Origin of the sequence: Marinobacter sp. ST-43 (genome assembly GCF_030541085.1) — a bacterium.
Lineage (GTDB): Bacteria > Pseudomonadota > Gammaproteobacteria > Pseudomonadales > Oleiphilaceae > Marinobacter > Marinobacter nauticus.
This window is the reverse complement of the sequence record NZ_JASSVO010000005.1, coordinates 243,907-260,969: the sequence shown is the minus strand read 5'-3', so window position 1 is coordinate 260,969 and position 17,063 is coordinate 243,907. Positions and strand designations below refer to the sequence as shown.

The following is a 17,063-nucleotide window of genomic DNA, read 5'->3' as shown; positions in this document are numbered from 1 at the left end:
CTACGCGCGCTTTACGCCCAGTAATTCCGATTAACGCTTGCACCCTCCGTATTACCGCGGCTGCTGGCACGGAGTTAGCCGGTGCTTCTTCTGTAGGTAACGTCAAGCCTCATGGGTATTAGCCATAAGGTTTTCCTCCCTACTGAAAGTGCTTTACAACCCGAAAGCCTTCTTCACACACGCGGCATGGCTGGATCAGGGTTGCCCCCATTGTCCAATATTCCCCACTGCTGCCTCCCGTAGGAGTTCGGGCCGTGTCTCAGTCCCGATGTGGCTGATCATCCTCTCAGACCAGCTACGGATCGTCGCCTTGGTAGGCCTTTACCCCACCAACTAGCTAATCCGACTTAGGCTCATCCAATAGCGCAAGGTCCGAAGATCCCCTGCTTTCTCCCGTAGGACGTATGCGGTATTAATCCGGGTTTCCCCGGGCTATCCCCCACTACTGGGCAGATTCCTAAGCATTACTCACCCGTCCGCCGCTCGTCAGCGGGTAGCAAGCTACCCCTGTTACCGCTCGACTTGCATGTGTTAAGCCTGCCGCCAGCGTTCAATCTGAGCCATGATCAAACTCTTCAGTTTAAATCATACAAGAACCCGAAAGTTCTTAATTCTTGCTCAAGACAAAACTCAATTTCGACGAGTCACTGTCCTGATATTTCGTGTCCGAAATACCTCGGCCAGCGCCCACACGAATTACTTGGTTAACTTTTTAAAGAGCGTTTGAGCTGTTGCTCAATCAAGGCCGCGTATTCTACATCGTTCCGCTGCCTTGTCAACCGTTTATTTTTCGCCGTTTTCGTTTCCGAAAACCGCCGAAAAACTCTCCGGCTTACTGCCTGTTTCGAGGTGCGCATTCTACACTGAACCGCCTCCCTGTCAACCGCTTTCTGAAGAATTTCTAAAACACTTTCTTCAGCGCTTTCAAGCAGTTATCGCTCAGGTTTCTCCCCTTTTCAGTGGCCTGCCCCTCAAGCGAGATGCGCATTCTACAGACCTCAGCCGAGGAGTCAACGGCCAATCTGAAAAAAATTCAGATTGGCCAAAACGCCACGGAAATCACTCGACAATGATCACCCGGGCAATCTTCTTTTTACCCGCCTGGATGACGCACTCTTCCCCTGCTACGAACATGCGCTGACCTTCAAACTGCTGGCCATCCACATAAACCGCTCCACGCCCAAGCACGTCCCGCGCCGCAGCACCGTTCTTTACCAGACCCGCGAGACGCAAAACAGCAGGCATCGGAATCTCCCCCTGCCCTTCCAGCGAAACTTCCACGACCGGCACGTTGTCCGGAATCTCACCGAGAGCAACCCGATTACCCGCCGACTTGTGAGCCGTCTTTGCGGCCTCCTCATCATGGAAGCGGGTAATCAACTCTTCAGCGAGCACCTTCTTATAGTCCTGAGGGTTTTCGCCGCCGGCAACCGCAGCTTTGAATTGCTCGATCTCAGCCATCGGCCGGAAACTGAGCAACTCGAAGTAGCGCCATAGCAGCTCATCAGGCATGGACAGCAGCTTGGTATACATCTCCCCCGGGGAGTCACTGACACCCACATAGTTACCGAGAGACTTCGACATCTTCTGGACACCGTCCAGCCCCTCAAGGATAGGGACGGTCAGGATGGCCTGCGGTTTCTGGCCGTAATGCTTCTGCAGAATCCGCCCCATCAGTAGATTGAACTTCTGATCAGTGCCACCCAACTCTATGTCAGCCTCAAGCGCCACCGAGTCGTAGCCCTGCACCAGAGGATAGAGGAACTCATGAATGGCAATTGGCTGCTCGGAGCGATAGCGCTTGGTAAAGTCGTCGCGCTCTAGCATACGGGCAACCGTATATTGCCCGGCCAGGCGAATCATATCCGCCGCTGTCATCTTGCTCATCCACTCGGAGTTGAAGACAACCCGGGTTTTTTCCCGATCCAGAATCTTGAACACCTGCTCTTTATAGGTAATCGCATTTTCGCGAACCTGATCTTCAGTAAGCGGAGGCCGGGTAGCACTCTTTCCTGTGGGGTCACCGATCATGCCGGTAAAGTCACCAATCAGGAAAATAACTTCGTGCCCAAGGTCCTGGAACTGACGCAGTTTGTTTATAAGAACCGTGTGGCCGAGGTGCAGGTCTGGTGCGGTTGGGTCGAAGCCGGCCTTCACTCGCAGCGGCCGACCTTCTTTCAGCTTTTCAACCAGGTCTTCCTCTGGAATCAGCTCGTCAATGCCCCGTTTGATAATCGCCAGCGCTTCATCTATTGATGCCATGAACCCCTCACCCCGTCTGTGACAATAAAGCGGGAGCCGGTTACAGAGGTCTACAAAAGAAATCTGTGAGTTACCGGCACCCTTGGTACAGTAGAAATGCTCAGAAAACGACCAGCTAGAGCATGAAAAGCCCGGGATTATAGCAGCGGCAGCGCAGTTTGTACGACCAGCACAGCCGCTCGACTGTAATGTTGGACACTGTCGCAATTCTGTTATATGCGGTACTCTGTTGGTCTATACTTGACCTGGCGCTTTAATAAGCCGGTACAAATTACTGGATTACCGATTAAAACGGGTGAGCCACGTGCTGAAAACATTCCCCAAAACACACATTACCCTGGCGGCAGCCGCCACGGTGATCGTCTCTGCTGCTGTCCTGATGAGCCCAAGCGCAGACGTTGAAGCCAAGCGGATGAGCTACACCGTCGACCTGGAGCAGGGCCTGATTTCCGGGGCATCCTCACAGGAAGCCAGCAACCAGGCCGCCGCTCCGGAGGCTGAGACAACAAGCCAAACAACTGAAAGCCAAAGCCAACCAATGGCAGCTCAGGCAGACGTTGCACCCGAGCCTGATATTCAGTGGCAGGAATTCACCATTAAATCTGGCGATACACTCTCCACGTTGTTCCGGAAAGCCGGATTTAACGACGGCCTGATGCTTTCGGTGATTCACGGTGACGGCGAGGCCGACAAGCTCCAACGCCTTTATGCCGGCGAGGATATCCGGTTCGGCGTTAACTCCGAGGGCGAGCTGGTTGCGATTGAACTCCAACGCTCTTTGTTGGAGTCCCTCAAAATCGCGCGCACGGAAGATGGCTTTCTTGGTGAGACCGTCGTTCGCGAACCTGAAGCCAGACCGGCATTCGCCGCAGGCGTTATCGACGGGTCTTTGTACCTCTCAGCCAGAGACGCCGGCCTGAATGATCGCCTGACGATGGAATTGGCCGGCATTTTCGGCTGGGACATCGACTTTGTATACGATGTCAGAAAAGGCGACAGCTTCGAAGTGGTTTACGAAGAGCTTTATATTGATGGCGAAAAGTTTGATACCGGCCGAATTCTCTCTGCCCGCTTTATCAACCGGGGCGAAGATAACCTTGCGCTGTTATATACCGATGCGAACGGAGAAAGTGACTACTATTCACCCGACGGCAAGAGCATGCGCAAGGCCTTCCTGAGAGTGCCGATCAACGCCCGCGTTTCCTCGCCCTTTAACCTGCAACGTCGCCACCCGGTTCTCGATGTGGTTCGCCCACACGAAGGTACCGACTATGCCGCACCTCCGGGGACCCCAATCAAGGCCGCCGGCAGCGGCCGGGTGAAGTTCGCCGGCTGGAAAGGCGGCTACGGCCGAACTGTAGTGCTGCAGCATGGCGACAACATTACAACGCTTTATGCCCATATGAGCCGACTGGGCAAAGGCATCAAGAACGGCACCCGGGTCAAGCAGGGCGAAACCATTGGCTACGTCGGCTCATCCGGCATGGTGACTGGACCCCACCTGCATTACGAATTCCGGATCAACGGTGCGCCGAGAAACTCAAGAACGGTAAAACTCCCCGACGCCAAGCCGGTGCCGGACAGCGAGATGGCAAGGTTCCAGAAGTTCACCGAGCAGCGCCTGGCACAGTTCAACGTGTTCCGCGAAAGCAATCAGCAGCTGGCTCTGGCCTCGGATAACTAAGCATGGACTACTGGCTAGGCCTGATGTCTGGCACCAGCATGGACGCAGTTGATGCGGTGCTGGTGTCTTTCGACACGGACACCCTGGCCGTCCACGAAACCTTCTCTCTACCCTATACCGACGCGCTGCGCCAGCGATTGCTGCTGGCAACGCGCAACCAGGCAGACCCGGATGAGCTGGGTGAACTGGACTCCCTTGTTGGCCAGCATTTTGCGGAAGCCGGTGCCCAACTGATTAAAAAGTCCGGCGTTGATCCTCAAAAGATCCGGGCCGCAGGCAGCCATGGCCAGACCATTCGCCACCAACCAACCGGAAACGCCCCCTTTTCCCTTCAGATCGGCAACGCCGCGTGGCTATCCGAACGCCTGGGAATCACCACAGTTGCCGATTTCCGAAGTCGGGACATCGCCGCCGGCGGACAGGGCGCTCCCCTGGTACCCGCTTTTCATCACTGGCTATTTGCCTCACCCACTCAGGATCGATGCATTCTGAATCTCGGTGGCATTGCCAATATCACCTGGCTGCCGGCCGGATCGAGAAAGCCGGCCGTCGGCTTCGATACCGGCCCGGCCAATGCCCTGCTGGACGCCTGGTGCCTGGACCAGACCGGGCGGCATTTTGATGAAGACGGCCACATGGCCAGTGAGGGCGCGACCCATTCCGAACTGCTTGCCAGCATGCTGTCAGACGCCTACTTCAGCAAACCAGCTCCGAAAAGTACGGGCAAAGAGCGTTTCAACATCGACTGGGTGCGCACACATCTTCAGCGTTTCGACGAGATACCCGCCGAGGACGTGCAGAGAACCCTGCTGCAACTGACCTTGACAACCATTCTCCAGCAGTTACCACAGGAAAATGCGGACATGGCCGTGTATGCCTGTGGTGGTGGCACCTTCAATCGATTACTGATGAGAGAGCTCAAGGTAGGCCTTGGGTCTGCCGCACTGCACACCACTGCGGATCTTGGCCTTGACCCTCAATGGGTAGAGCCGGTGGCGTTCGCCTGGCTGGCCCGACAAACCATCCTTCAGTTACCGGGCAACGTGCCCGAAGTCACCGGCGCTTCGGGCGAGAGAATACTGGGCGCAATTTATCCGCCCTGATTCAGATGGAAAATGAGCTGCCGCAACCGCAGGTCGAACTGGCATTGGGGTTCTGAACGACAAACTGTGAACCCTGCAGCCCTTCCTGATAGTCGATAGTCGCGCCCACCAGATACTGATAGCTCATTGAATCCACCAGCAGCTTGACGCCATCCCGCTCAATGACGGTGTCATCTTCTTCCTGACTTTCATCAAACGAGAAGCCGTACTGGAAACCGGAGCAGCCGCCGCCTGTGACAAAGACACGCAACTTGAGATCGGGGTTTTCTTCTTCCTCAATCAACTCACGCACCTTCGCGACGGCGTTGTCGGTGAAAAACAACGGCGTGGCCATTTGTTGCTGAACTACACTCAAAGTCTGCCTCCGGCATGGTATTGCTGTCGGGAAATTATGGTATTCCTGACTAAAACAATCAACTATTCGGACTTGTCCTCATCTTCACCTGCGATTGAACTCTCTGGCTGCTTTTGCTCATGCGTCAGCAAACCACTGGTTTCATCCTTGCGCACCAGATTGCCGTTGACCGAGGCGCCCATGGCCATCTCAATCAGCTGGTAATACACATTGCCGGTAACAACCGCTTTCTCTGCCAGCTCGAGGTGGGCAGAGGCATGCACATCACCCTTTACCTTGCCATTGATGATGATATGGGGAGCCACGACGTCGCCAACGATTTCCCCCACCTCTGACAAACGTACCACCGCATCGGAGCCTTCTTCGGCCACAACCCGGCCCTTGATGGTGCCATCCACGTGAAGACCACCGGAGAAATGAACGTCGCCCTCAACGGTGGTCTTGCCGGAAATCAGGGTGTCAAAATGGCCGGGGGAACGGCGGGGTTTCTGCTTTTTCTTGCCAAGCATCTCAGTTCTCCGTTAAATCTTTCCAATCAAAGGTTCGTTCAGCCTGGGATGCCTCGCGGCCCTCCGCCTGGGCAACGACCTGAATCTCATAGGGCTCAAAGCTCTCAGGCAGGCGCAGGCTGCCCTCCACATCCTGGAAGTAGCGGAACCGGAATTTCACGCCCAGATCATCAATTTCATCCGACAGATCCCTCAGCGCAATCACCTCTTTCTCGCCATCCAGACGACCGATGACATTCACGGCCACCAGGCCCGAAATATAGCTCTTGTTATTGCCAACCTGAGTCAGCACCATTTTGAAATCGAAAACACCAGACTCCCTGGCCGGGCTCAGCGTAAAACTGTCTACCTGCAGGCCCTTGCTGGTTTCCGAGGGCGCCATGATATTGCGATAGAAGGTAAGATCCGCCTCCAGCTCCAGGATGCGGGTTTCCAGGCCGACAATCGTGTTTCGTGCCTCCCGCAGTGCCTGCTCATCGATCGCGCGCCCACGTTCGAGATTCACCAACCCCTGGCGTGCCTCCCGGTATTGCTCCCGAAGGTTCTCAACCTCCTCCACCAACTGCTCGGCAGACGCCTCCGCCGAGCTGAAACGGAAGCCACCCTGGGCAAGCCCAGCGGTATATCCTGCCACGGCGGCGATGACGGTAAATGCCAGCAGAATCAGGCTGCGACGTAACCGGTAACCTGGCCGGTGGCGGATAACAACGTATTCATCCGCCGGTTTTCGAGGATCACTCACGTGCCCGACCTCACGGCAGCAAAGCCGGAGCGTTCAGGCCCATGGTTTCATCCAGACCGAACATGATGTTCATGTTCTGAACGGCCTGGCCGGCGGCGCCTTTCACCAGATTGTCGATCACCGATGACACAATCACGATGTTGCTGTCTTCCTGGCGGTGTAATGCCATCCGACAGTGATTGGCGCCACGGACACTGCGGGTCTCCGGATGACTGCCAAACGGCATGACATCCACGAAAGGCTCGTCTTTGTAACGCGCTTCGTACAGAGCCTGAAGTCGGTCAAAATCCTGCGGGTTTTCAAGCTCGGCATACAGCGTGGCTTCGATGCCGCGAATCATCGGTATCAGGTGCGGCACAAAGGTAACACCAACACCTTTGCCTGCGGCGGCCGTCAGGCCCTGGCGGATCTCCGGCAAATGCCGATGCCCGGAAGCCCCGTAGGCCTTGAAACTCTCGCCTATTTCACCGTGGAGCATGCCAATCTTGCCTTGCCGGCCAGCACCGCTGGAGCCGGACTTGGCATCGGCTATCAGCCTTGCCGGATTGACCAGACCGTGTTCCAGCAACGGCAGGAATCCCAGCTGTACAGCTGTCGGATAACACCCTGGATTCGCAACCAGCTGAGCGTCACGGATGGCCTCGCGGGCCACTTCCGGCAAGCCGTACACCGCTTTTTCGGCCCAGTCGGCACTCTCGTGGGGCATGCCATACCAGTTTGCCCAGGTATCAAGATCCTTCAGGCGGAAATCCGCCGACAGATCGACGACGCGAACACCTGAGGCCATCAATTCCGGAACCATGCGCATTGCAACGCCGTGCGGCGTGGCAAAAAACACCAGATCACAGCTCGCCAGCACCGATGCGTCGGGCTCGGAGAATTCAAGCTCATAATGGCCTCGCAGGTTGGGATACATATCGGCCACGGGCATACCCGCTTCCGATCGCGAGGTGATGCAGATAACCTCTGCTTCCGGGTGGACAGCCAGAATTCTCAGCAGCTCTACACCCGTGTATCCGGTTCCGCCGACGATGCCTACTTTAATCACTCTTATCTCCAACGTGGTCTGGACAGAATTGGGAAGTCAGGGCACGTAGTCTAACATGATAAACCAAGGACTTATTGCAGCCTGCGGGCCCGCCGTTACAATGTTGTCAGAAATCTGCTGATGATCCCGACACTCCAACCGGAACACCCCGCCAATGCGTAGCATCAGGCAACAGATTACCGAGAATCTGATCCCCGTATTCCGGCGGAAGCTCTCCGGCGTTGATGCCTTACCGCAATTGGCGGTTCTTGGCCTGCTGTCCGGCATTGTGACCGGCGGCGTGATCCTGCTTTTCCGACTCGCTATTGAATGGCCACTGGAGCACTTCCTGCCGGGCCAGGGTTCAGAGAGTTTCGAAGAACTGAACCTGCTCACCCGCGGTCTTCTGCCCCTGGCCGGGGCTCTGGGGTTGGGCCTTTTTTTGCACAAACTCGGCCTGCACGACCGCAAGGTCGGCATTGTCCATATCATGGAGCGGCTGAACTACCATCAGGGCTACATCTCCTTCCGCAGTGCCATGGTTCAGTTTGTTTCCGGGGTTACTACGGTCATCACCGGGCAATCCGCCGGCCGGGAGGGGCCCGCCGTCCATCTGGGCGCGGCCTTTTCCAGCCTGCTCGGGCAATGGATGCGGCTACCCAACAACAGCATTCGCACGCTGGTCGCCTGCGGTTGTGCCGCTGCCATTTCCGCCTCCTTCAACACCCCCATCTCCGGCGTAATTTTCGCCATGGAAGTGGTGATGATGGAGTACACGATTGCCGGCTTCACCCCGATTATCCTGGCGGCAGTCAGCGCTGCCATCGTCACCCAGGCGGTTTACGGCACCGAACCGGCGTTCAGTGTCCCGGCACTGACTATGAATTCGCTGCTGGAGATTCCCTGGATTCTCGCCATTGCCGTTATTATCGGCATCGCGGCGGCCGGATTTATCCAACTGGTAGACAGTATGGGCCGTTACCATCACCGCCCGGTGTTGCTACGAATTGCCGTGGCCGGCCTGTTGATGGTGCCCTTCGCCCTGGTCATCCCGGAAACCATGGGCATCGGCTACGATACCGTGAGCGAAACCATTCATGGCGAACTCGGATTCTGGTTACTGCTCGGCGCGGGCAGCGCCAAGCTGATCATCACCGGATTGTCCATCGGACTGGGCATGCCCAGCGGCGTTATCGGCCCCACCATCTTCATGGGCGCCACTCTGGGCGGCGCCATGGGCCTGATCGGCGCCCAGATGTTCCCGGACATTGCCTCATCGGTGGGGTTTTACGCCATGCTGGGTATGGGGGCGATGATGGGCGCCGTGCTGCAGGCGCCACTGGCGGCTTTGATGGCGCTGATGGAGCTCACCCGGAACCCGAACATCATACTGCCAGGCATGCTGATGATTACTACCGCCAGCCTGGTAACCAGCGAAGCTTTCGGCAAGAAATCGCTATTCCTGACCATCCTCAAGAGCCAGGGCCTGAGCTACCAGAATTCCCCCGTTATCCAGGCACTGAGACGGGTTTCGGTTGGCGCCATCATGGAACGGAATATTCTTCGAACCGAGCGCGCGCTCACGCTTGAAGAAGCCAAGAAAGCCCTGAAATCGGAACCGAAATGGCTTCTGGTGGAAGGTAGCAATGGCCCCACCGCCCTGCTGCCAGCCGTCGATCTGGCCCGCTTTCTTGAGGACACCGAGAAACAGGCCGCCGAGGAAGGCACCGAAATACCGGAATCCATTGATTTGATGGAAATCCCCGCCAACCGGCGGGATGTGGCACCGGTACAGTACCAGGCAACGCTGGAAGAAGCCCTGCATCAATTCGACAGCACCCAGGCTGAGGCACTATACGTACAACGCCATGTGGCCCCCATGATTCAACGGGTTTATGGTGTTGTGCTGCAAACGGATATCGAAAGCTACTACCAATACCGACGGAGTTAACGAATGCTTTGGGTGAAAGCCTTCCACATTATTTCCCTGGTGTGCTGGTTCGCCGGCATTTTCTATCTGCCCAGACTGTTCGTGTATCATGCCGCCTGCGAGGATGAACCAGGCAAAGAGCGGTTCAAGGTGATGGAACGCAAGCTTTACCGTGGCATTACTACGCCCTCCATGGTCGCCACGGTTGTATTCGGTGTCTGGCTGCTCAGCTATAACTGGTCAGGCTATTTCAGTCAGGGGTGGCTGCATGCCAAGCTGACGCTGGTGGCTTTGCTGATCATCTACCACTTCTACTGTGGTCACCTTGTCAAAGTGTTCCGGGATGACCAGAACACCCGTAGCCACGTGTTCTACCGCTGGTTTAATGAGCTGCCGGTGTTTGTCCTGCTCGCTGTCGTGATTCTTGCTGTTGTTAAACCATTCTGAGGAGATCGGCCATCAAAAGCTTCACCCGCCCCCACGTACTGGTGCTCTCCGGGCTGGATCCGTCTGGTGGCGCCGGCATACAGGCAGACATACAGGCCATCACATCCATCGGCGCCCATCCGCTGCCCGTGCTCACCTGCCTGACCGTGCAGGACACCCGCAACGTATATGGTGCCGAGCCCGTCAGCCCGGACCTGATCAAACAGCAACTGGAGTGCCTTGCCCAGGATACGCCCATTCACGCCATCAAAACCGGGGCGCTCGGAAATGCCGAAGTGGTGGAGGTACTGGTGGAGTTTGTACAGAAGCATTCGGGCGTGCCTTTGATTGTCGACCCGGTGATCAAGGCGGCTGGCGGTGGCGATCTGGCCGATGATGCGCTTGTAGCGGCCATGAAAGACAAGCTGTTTGCCAGGGCCGAAATGATTACGCCGAACGGCGTTGAACTGGCTCAGCTCGGCGGCAGCGACAATCCGGCAGAGGCCGCCCGCAACCTTTTGCAGACGGGCTGTGAGTCCGTGCTTGCCACCGGCGGCCACGGCACCGGCATCCACATCATCAACACACTGTATAACCACGCCCCGGAGCCCATGGAATGGGAGGTGGAACGGGTTGGCAGCAATGAATATCACGGCACCGGCTGCACGCTGGCAGCGGCCATTGCCGCCGGCCGGGCCATGGGACTGTCACCAAGAGCCGCGATTTCCCAGGCGCAGAATTACGTGCATCGGGCGCTGTTGCATGCACTGACGGTTGGCCAGGGCCAGCGGGTTCCCGACCGGGGTATTCTGTGGGAACGGTAAAGTCTCAGCTTCGACCCGGTCTTTACGCCATCACCGATAATCGGCTGACGCCTGCCGACATCCTGATTGCTTCGGTAGAGGCGGCTCTGGCCGGAGGCGCGCGGCTGGTTCAGTATCGGGACAAGGGATCGACAGCCTCTGAACGGCTGGTTCAGGCCAGGAACCTCAACAGCCTGTGCCAGGGGTTCGACGTTCCGTTACTGATTAATGACGACCCGGAACTTGCCGTCAGAGTCGGCGCCGCTGGGGTTCATCTGGGTCAGGATGATTGCTCACTGGTCGACGCCAGGCGCTTGCTCGGGGAGCATGCCATTATCGGCATCACCTGCCATCACAGCCTGAATCTGGCCCAGACAGCCGCTGACGGCGGTGCGGATTACCTGGCCTTCGGCCGCTTTTACGATTCGGCCACCAAGCCAGGTGCGCCCCCGGCCTCGCCGGACGTTTTAACCGAGGCAAAAGGCCTCGGGTTACCCATTACAGCCATAGGCGGAATCACCGGCAACAATGCGGAGCCCCTGATCCGTGCCGGGGCAGACCTGGTTGCCGTAGTGGGCGGCCTGTTCGGCGGCCAACCCTCAGACATTGAAGCCCGGGCCAAGGCATTTAACCGCCTGTTCGCCCGGCATCATCCACTTTTTTCACTTTCCGAATAACAGGAGACAACCGTGAATCATTCCGAAACCCTCTTTGAACAGGCCCAGAAATACATTCCCGGCGGCGTGAACTCCCCGGTACGGGCATTCCGTGGTGTTGGCGGTACTCCGGTCTTTTTCAAACACGCCGAGGGCGCCTATCTCTATGACGAGGATGACCGGCGGTACATCGATTTTATTGGTTCCTGGGGCCCGATGATCCTGGGCCATTCCGACCCCCGCATCAAAGCGGCGCTGCACGCACAGGTCGATCTGGGTGTGGGTTACGGGGCCCCGACCGCCATTGAAACCGAGATGGCGAAAAAGGTGTGCGAACTGGTGCCCTCCATCGAACTGGTGCGCATGGTCAACTCCGGCACCGAGGCCACCATGAGTGCCATCCGTCTGGCCCGCGGCTACACCGGCCGCGACAAGATCGTGAAATTCGAAGGTTGCTACCACGGCCACGTAGATTCCCTGCTGGTCAAAGCCGGTTCCGGCGCCCTGACCCTGGGTGTACCCAACTCACCGGGAATTCCGGCCAGCCTGGCGGAGCACACCCTGACCCTGACCTACAACGACATTGACGAGGTTCGTGAAACCTTCAGTCAGATGGGCGACCAGATTGCCGCCATTATCGTTGAGCCTGTGGCCGGCAACATGAACTGCATCCCGCCCGTGCCCGGCTTCCTGGAAGCGCTGCGGGAAGTGTGTGATGAGCACGGCACCGTGCTGATTTTCGATGAGGTAATGACCGGATTCCGGGTGTCGCTCGGCGGCGCCCAGGGATTCTACGGGGTGAAACCGGACCTGACGGCTCTGGGCAAGGTGATTGGCGGCGGCCTGCCCGTCGGTGCATTCGGCGGCAAACGCGAAATCATGGAGCATATCTCGCCGCTGGGCCCGGTTTATCAGGCCGGCACCCTGAGCGGTAACCCGCTGGCAATGACCGCCGGGCTGACCACGCTGAATGCCATTTCCGAGCCCGGGTTCCACGATCGGCTGACGGAAAAAACCAATCGGGTGAAGGATGGCTTCAAGGCGGCAGCGGATGAAGCCGGCATCCCACTGGCGGTTCAGTCCGTGGGTGCAATGTTCGGCTTCTTCTTTACTACCGAACCATCCATCACGCGCTTTGACCAGGTGATGGCCTGTGACGTGGAACGCTTCAAGGCATTCTTCCAGGGCATGCTGAAGGAAGGCGTTTACCTGGCGCCCTCAGCATTCGAGGCAGGCTTTACTACCGCAGCGTTGTCAGATGAGGATATTGAATTCACTCTGGCAGCTGCGCGCAAGGTCATGAAAACGTTGTGAGGCACCATTGCCCCCGGGTATCGATCCGGGGGCGAACCTCCGCTGGGCTAGAATACGCCCTCAAGGGAGAGCAACAGCGTATGCCGACGATAATCGTATTCGTTGAGCTCACTCTGCTGATGACGGAAAAACCATTGCGGCCTTAATAACCAGCGCGCAGTGAGATCATACTCAGCCATCAGCCCTACTCCGGTCAGAACGTCTTCCCGCCTGCGCTCCACCAACATCCCCGACTCAACCCAGCGATGCGGCTTGCCATAGCGACTATGGCGAACCGATAGCTCACCCGCCAGGGCCAACCCCGGCGACAGCTGATAATTCGCTTCCAGAATGAGCTCGTGCCTTGTGGGCGATACGCTGACAAACCGTTCGGGTACGTCCAGATCTTCCCGGTTGTTCAGTTCCAGGCGGTACTCGCCTGCCAGGTCCAGATCACCCAACGGATAACCCAGCCCTGCATTCAACTGGTACCACCGGCCATCGTAGGCCTGGTAGCCGTCACCACCATCCACCTGCTCCAGGGCAAACGCCAAGTCACACCTCAGATCTTCGGCAGGTAAACACTCGGCAGACCGGGCCAGCAACTCAGCCCCCCAGCGGGTTTCCAGACTGTCTCCGTCAAGCCACGAACGCGACACCACGGGCCGAACCCCAACCGCCCAAGGCCCCCAGGAACGCATGACACCGAAGCGCGCCTGTAACAACTGCTGATCGTAATCGCCGTCCTCGACATAGTGTCGGGCAAACGCGATCAGGTCCATCGAGAGCCAACGATCGGCATCCATTGCATAATCAAAGGAACCGGCGGCAACAACTTCGCCAAGTGCACTTCCCTGATTACTGGCGGAATCTTCAGGGGTTGCCGAGAGATTGCTGTCGTAACCTGCGCCGAGGGACAAATAACCATAGGCATCCACTCGGCGCTCGGCCAGAAGAAGTGCCGGACCGTCGAGTTGTGCCAACTGCTGCTCGGCAAGACGCTGGACAGATTCCGGTGGCGAAGCCGCGAGGCTCGCCTCAAACCATCTACAGGCTTCCCCCGGCCGATCATCAGCAAGGGCGACCAGGCCCAGGTTATACGCGGCCAAGGCGCGATCGTCGCTGTCCAGTAAACGGGAAAACCACTGCCGGGCCGCCGGATAATCCCCCAGCCGATAACAGACCACACCCAGATTGTAATGCAGTGACGGAGACTGAACGCCCAGCTGTGCAGCCTGCTCAAAGCTTTCCCGCGCCTGGCCAAGGTTGCCTTGCTGAAACTGGACCACACCCTGGGCCAGAGCTTCGCTTGCCCCATCAGAGAAAGCGGATTGGGCCAACAGGGGCTGACCAAGAAGAAACAAAAAGATGAAGAGGAGACGCAAAGACAACCCCGGGGTCAGTCAATAAATCGAAAACCGTTGACGGAAACCGAGGTTACCACAAGCTTTGAGTTACGGCCTCGAGGATTGAGGCGGACGTTCCGGCTTTTTGCCAGGATCAATATCGGGGCGCTTGTCGGAACCAGGCCGCTTCGGCCGGTTCTCACGAACGTCGCGGGCACGCTCTGAGATGGACTGACCAAAATCCCGCCCTTTTTCATGGGCCTGCTCGCGAATTTGCTGGCCCGGCGGCTCACCATCGCCACGTCCAAGCCCGGAGGAACGACGCTCCAGTGCCGGCAACTCCGGCAGCCGAATTTCCCGGGCAACCGATTCCGTTACGTCCTCATTCTCACCAACCAGCCGCATGGTGACATCAAGATCGTCCCGGCCAAACACCGGCGCGGACATCAGGGCGAGCATAAGGCCAGCGGTTGCGAAGCCAAGGGATCCGTTATAACCACTCATGTTGCAGGCTCCTTAACATCCACAGGGGCATGCCGGCTCGCCCCCGGGTAATCGGGTATGGTGGCCCGAAAAACTTTCTGCCGGCCTTCAGCATCCAGTTCGGCAACAAGCTCGCCGGCCCCAGGGAACAGAATTCGCAGAGGCAGGGCCAGCACATTGGCACCCTGCTCCAGGCTCACCTGCCAGCGCACCTGATGCTGCCCGGGCAAGCCTGCGATTTCCACATGAGGCGGCAGATTCAAGGTAAGGGTAACGTCATCCAGGGGCTCTCCCGCCGTGAATGCAAGGCGTACGGTTCTCTCCACGGGGGTGTCCACCACCTCCGCCAAAGCGATAGCCTCATGACCAGTCTCATCAGGCTGCCACAGTCCGGACTGTCCGATGAACAACCCCAATGCCAGTGCTGCCGCCACCGCACCACCCCTAGCCATATGGACACGCCGGCCCGAACCGGAAGACAGCTCCCGAAACACACGCGATTCAAAATCCGGGGCCGGCGGAGGCACATCAAACTGCGTCGCCATCCGGGACATCAACTCTTCTTCCATATCACAACGACGCCGGCACCGAGGGCAACGTTGCAAATGCTCACGCACCACTGCCGCCTCATTCTCGGGGAGTGTCGCCCTGACATAATCAGGTAATTGTGATCGAGTGCTTCGACAGGACATGGTCATCACCTCACTCCTCAACACGCCGGATGTCGCTTCCCGGTTCCATGCGCTGCTGCAGGTATTTTCTCAGCGTGGCCCGGCTGCGATGCAGCCGTGATTTCACGGTACCAACCGCAACGCCCAGTACTTCAGCCACGTCTTCCTGTCGCCAACCGTCAACATCATGCAGAAGCAGCAAGGTTCGCTGATCTGGCGAAAGCTGCTCCATAGCCTCGTCCAGCATTGGCCCGAGGCGCGACTGATCGAAGGCATGCTCTGGTGTGGTGCCATCAGACTCCAGCGCATCGAACCAATCCGACTGATGATCCGCCTCCATGAGTTCACTGGCTGCCCGGTCGGCACGGCGCCCCTTGCGGCGAACCGAATCCACAAACTGGCGATAAAGCACACGGTTCAGCCAGGGCCGAAGTTGTTCCACCGTCTCCAGTTCGGATAATCGGGGATACAGTTTGACGACTACATCCTGCACCAGATCCTCGGCATCCTGACGTGTTCCGGTTAAACGGTAGGCAAACGCATACATCCCCTCGAGGTAGGGCTGAACCAACCGATGGAAACGTTTCTGTGCGGAGGGGCGGAAAGGAAAAATTGCCAAAGACCAACTGCCTGATCGAAATTCTGGAAGCGGGCAGTCTATCGCACGCCCACCCTGAGTGCACTTCAGGCAATGATGACGGATTTATGGCCGGATGTTAATGCAACAACCGGAACCTTTTTCGAACCCTCTGCGTTGGGTTCTGACTGGCACCCAACGACCAGGCCAGAACTGGACCAAAAAACCGGAGGGTTTTATGAAGCAACTGAGCAGAGTATTTGTCGTTTCTGCGCTAACCAGCGCACTGGTGGCATGCGGTGGTAGCGGCGGTTCCTCATCATCGGGTGAGACCGGCTCGGTCTCCGTTGGACTGACCGACGCCCCGACCATGGAGCTGTCCAGCGTCAACATCGCGTTCAATGCCATCCGGCTCAAGCCGGCCGACGGTGACTGGCTGGAATTCAGCCTCGATGAAACCGGTGTGGTTGACCTGCTCACACTGCAAGGCGGTGTAACCGAGCCACTGATCACCAACGAGGAAGTGCCGGCCGGGGTCTATAACGAAATCCGGCTGATTATCGACACCGACAACTCCTACGTGACCAAAGAAAGCGATGGCGACAGCCAGTTCACCCTTGCCGTTCCCTCAGGTGAGCAGAGCGGACTGAAGCTGAAAGGCGACTTCGTGGTGGTGGCTGATTCCAGCAACAACTTCACCATCGATTTCGATGTGCGGAAATCCATTGTAAATCCACCCGGAAATGCCCTGGCTGATTACATGCTCAAGCCTGTGCTTCGGCTGGTAAACAATCTTGAGGTCGGTGAAATAGAAGGCACGGTTGATTACACAAATATTGTGCAAACCCGAGGTACTGCCGATACAAATGGTGAATTAACCGACTGTAGCCCCAATTACGAAGGTGCCGTTTACGTATACGAAGGCGCTGATGTCGAACCGATTGACCTGAACGTCACTCGCGATGGCACCAACCCGTTGATGGTGGTTCCGGTCACCGCTCAGGAATCTGGATCTCTCTATGAGTGGACCGCAGCATTCCTGACCGAAGGCCAGTACACCATCGCCTACAGCTGCCAGCTGGACAACAACGAGACCGATGAAGCTCTGGAGTTTGATGGGCAACAGAACGTCTCCGTTGTTGCCGGTGAAACAACCGTGGCAGACCCCATACCACAGCCCTGATTTTGCTGTGGCG

The 17,063-nt window shown here is 57.5% G+C and carries 17 protein-coding genes and 1 rRNA gene; 8 read left to right on the top strand and 10 right to left on the bottom strand.

Going from position 1 to position 17,063, the window contains the following annotated elements; genetic code table 11:
• Together QPL98_RS10100 and tyrS are read right to left on the bottom strand one after the other, a co-directional pair.
• Positions 1–582 (bottom strand): 16S ribosomal RNA (locus QPL98_RS10100); the annotation flags it as partial.
• A gap of 477 nt (positions 583–1,059) precedes the next feature.
• Entirely contained in the window at positions 1,060–2,262 is a 1,203-nt protein-coding gene (gene tyrS / locus QPL98_RS10095) for a tyrosine--tRNA ligase (RefSeq protein ID WP_303293189.1), read from the bottom strand.
• Positions 2,263–2,566: 304 nt separating this feature from the next.
• Between tyrS and QPL98_RS10090 the strand changes: the two genes are divergently transcribed.
• Positions 2,567–3,946 (top strand): OapA family protein, encoded by a 1,380-nt coding sequence (locus QPL98_RS10090; RefSeq protein ID WP_303293188.1) that lies wholly within the window; start codon positions 2,567–2,569, stop codon positions 3,944–3,946.
• Between the two features lie 2 nt (positions 3,947–3,948).
• On the top strand, positions 3,949–5,049 hold the full coding sequence (locus QPL98_RS10085; protein ID WP_303293187.1) for an anhydro-N-acetylmuramic acid kinase: 1,101 nt from the start codon (positions 3,949–3,951) through the stop codon (positions 5,047–5,049).
• 1 nt (position 5,050) lies between these two features.
• On the opposite strand, the gene erpA is transcribed toward QPL98_RS10085, so the two are convergent.
• From erpA to argC, 4 genes are all read right to left on the bottom strand, one after another.
• Positions 5,051–5,383: an iron-sulfur cluster insertion protein ErpA gene (erpA, locus tag QPL98_RS10080; RefSeq protein ID WP_011784224.1), complete on the bottom strand. Its 333-nt coding sequence runs from the start codon at positions 5,381–5,383 to the stop codon at positions 5,051–5,053.
• An 83-nt stretch (positions 5,384–5,466) separates the two neighbouring features.
• The gene (locus QPL98_RS10075; RefSeq protein WP_022991912.1) at positions 5,467–5,913 is read right to left on the bottom strand and encodes a polymer-forming cytoskeletal protein; all 447 of its coding nucleotides are present in this window, start codon (positions 5,911–5,913) and stop codon (positions 5,467–5,469) included.
• Position 5,914: 1 nt separating this feature from the next.
• Positions 5,915–6,655, bottom strand: a complete 741-nt coding sequence (locus QPL98_RS10070; RefSeq protein WP_303293186.1) for a DUF6776 family protein — start codon at positions 6,653–6,655, stop codon at positions 5,915–5,917.
• A gap of 10 nt (positions 6,656–6,665) precedes the next feature.
• Positions 6,666–7,703, bottom strand: a complete 1,038-nt coding sequence (argC, locus tag QPL98_RS10065) for an N-acetyl-gamma-glutamyl-phosphate reductase (protein ID WP_303293185.1) — start codon at positions 7,701–7,703, stop codon at positions 6,666–6,668.
• A 154-nt stretch (positions 7,704–7,857) separates the two neighbouring features.
• Here argC and QPL98_RS10060 point away from each other — a divergent pair, with 154 nt between their 5' ends.
• From QPL98_RS10060 to hemL, 5 genes are read left to right on the top strand one after another with little or no spacing between them, the layout of a single operon-like run.
• Complete coding sequence (locus QPL98_RS10060; RefSeq protein ID WP_303293184.1) at positions 7,858–9,633, top strand: chloride channel protein; 1,776 nt, start codon at positions 7,858–7,860, stop codon at positions 9,631–9,633.
• Positions 9,634–9,636: 3 nt separating this feature from the next.
• The gene (hemJ, locus tag QPL98_RS10055) at positions 9,637–10,059 is read left to right on the top strand and encodes a protoporphyrinogen oxidase HemJ (RefSeq protein ID WP_011784219.1); all 423 of its coding nucleotides are present in this window, start codon (positions 9,637–9,639) and stop codon (positions 10,057–10,059) included.
• Positions 10,060–10,100: 41 nt separating this feature from the next.
• Entirely contained in the window at positions 10,101–10,862 is a 762-nt protein-coding gene (locus tag QPL98_RS10050; RefSeq protein ID WP_303293183.1) for a hydroxymethylpyrimidine/phosphomethylpyrimidine kinase, read from the top strand.
• A complete protein-coding gene (gene thiE, locus QPL98_RS10045) occupies positions 10,850–11,518 on the top strand; it encodes a thiamine phosphate synthase (RefSeq protein WP_303293182.1) in 669 nt (222 codons plus the stop codon). The genes QPL98_RS10050 and thiE overlap by 13 nt, the downstream gene beginning before the upstream one ends.
• Before the next feature lie 12 nt (positions 11,519–11,530).
• Positions 11,531–12,811, top strand: a complete 1,281-nt coding sequence (gene hemL, locus QPL98_RS10040; protein ID WP_303293181.1) for a glutamate-1-semialdehyde 2,1-aminomutase — start codon at positions 11,531–11,533, stop codon at positions 12,809–12,811.
• Between the two features lie 47 nt (positions 12,812–12,858).
• Here hemL and QPL98_RS10035 read toward each other — a convergent pair whose 3' ends face one another.
• From QPL98_RS10035 to QPL98_RS10020, 4 genes are all read right to left on the bottom strand, one after another.
• The gene (locus tag QPL98_RS10035; protein ID WP_286714529.1) at positions 12,859–14,130 is read right to left on the bottom strand and encodes a tetratricopeptide repeat protein; all 1,272 of its coding nucleotides are present in this window, start codon (positions 14,128–14,130) and stop codon (positions 12,859–12,861) included.
• 114 nt (positions 14,131–14,244) lie between these two features.
• Positions 14,245–14,640 carry a hypothetical protein gene (locus QPL98_RS10030; RefSeq protein WP_011784214.1) on the bottom strand — a complete coding sequence of 132 codons (396 nt, stop codon included), beginning with the start codon at positions 14,638–14,640 and terminating at the stop codon, positions 14,245–14,247.
• Complete coding sequence (locus QPL98_RS10025) at positions 14,637–15,311, bottom strand: zf-HC2 domain-containing protein (protein WP_303293191.1); 675 nt, start codon at positions 15,309–15,311, stop codon at positions 14,637–14,639. Before QPL98_RS10025 ends, QPL98_RS10030 begins: the two co-directional genes overlap by 4 nt.
• A gap of 10 nt (positions 15,312–15,321) precedes the next feature.
• A complete protein-coding gene (locus QPL98_RS10020) occupies positions 15,322–15,909 on the bottom strand; it encodes an RNA polymerase sigma factor (RefSeq protein WP_286714531.1) in 588 nt (195 codons plus the stop codon).
• A 196-nt stretch (positions 15,910–16,105) separates the two neighbouring features.
• On the opposite strand from QPL98_RS10020, the gene QPL98_RS10015 reads away from it, so the two are divergent.
• On the top strand, positions 16,106–17,050 hold the full coding sequence (locus QPL98_RS10015; protein WP_303293180.1) for a DUF4382 domain-containing protein: 945 nt from the start codon (positions 16,106–16,108) through the stop codon (positions 17,048–17,050).
• Positions 17,051–17,063: the final 13 nt, after the last annotated feature.

Bases quoted from the DNA above. Each gene is read 5' to 3' on its own strand.
- QPL98_RS10030 (WP_011784214.1), bottom strand. From the start codon at position 14,640: ATGAGTGGTTATAACGGATCCCTTGGCTTCGCAACCGCTGGCCTTATG.
- QPL98_RS10060 (WP_303293184.1), top strand. From the start codon at position 7,858: ATGCGTAGCATCAGGCAACAGATTACCGAGAATCTGATCCCCGTATTC.
- QPL98_RS10025 (WP_303293191.1), bottom strand. From the start codon at position 15,311: ATGTCCTGTCGAAGCACTCGATCACAATTACCTGATTATGTCAGGGCG.
- erpA (WP_011784224.1), bottom strand. From the start codon at position 5,383: ATGGCCACGCCGTTGTTTTTCACCGACAACGCCGTCGCGAAGGTGCGT.
- QPL98_RS10075 (WP_022991912.1), bottom strand. From the start codon at position 5,913: ATGCTTGGCAAGAAAAAGCAGAAACCCCGCCGTTCCCCCGGCCATTTT.
- tyrS (WP_303293189.1), bottom strand. From the start codon at position 2,262: ATGGCATCAATAGATGAAGCGCTGGCGATTATCAAACGGGGCATTGAC.
- QPL98_RS10085 (WP_303293187.1), top strand. From the start codon at position 3,949: ATGGACTACTGGCTAGGCCTGATGTCTGGCACCAGCATGGACGCAGTT.
- QPL98_RS10015 (WP_303293180.1), top strand. From the start codon at position 16,106: ATGAAGCAACTGAGCAGAGTATTTGTCGTTTCTGCGCTAACCAGCGCA.
- hemJ (WP_011784219.1), top strand. From the start codon at position 9,637: ATGCTTTGGGTGAAAGCCTTCCACATTATTTCCCTGGTGTGCTGGTTC.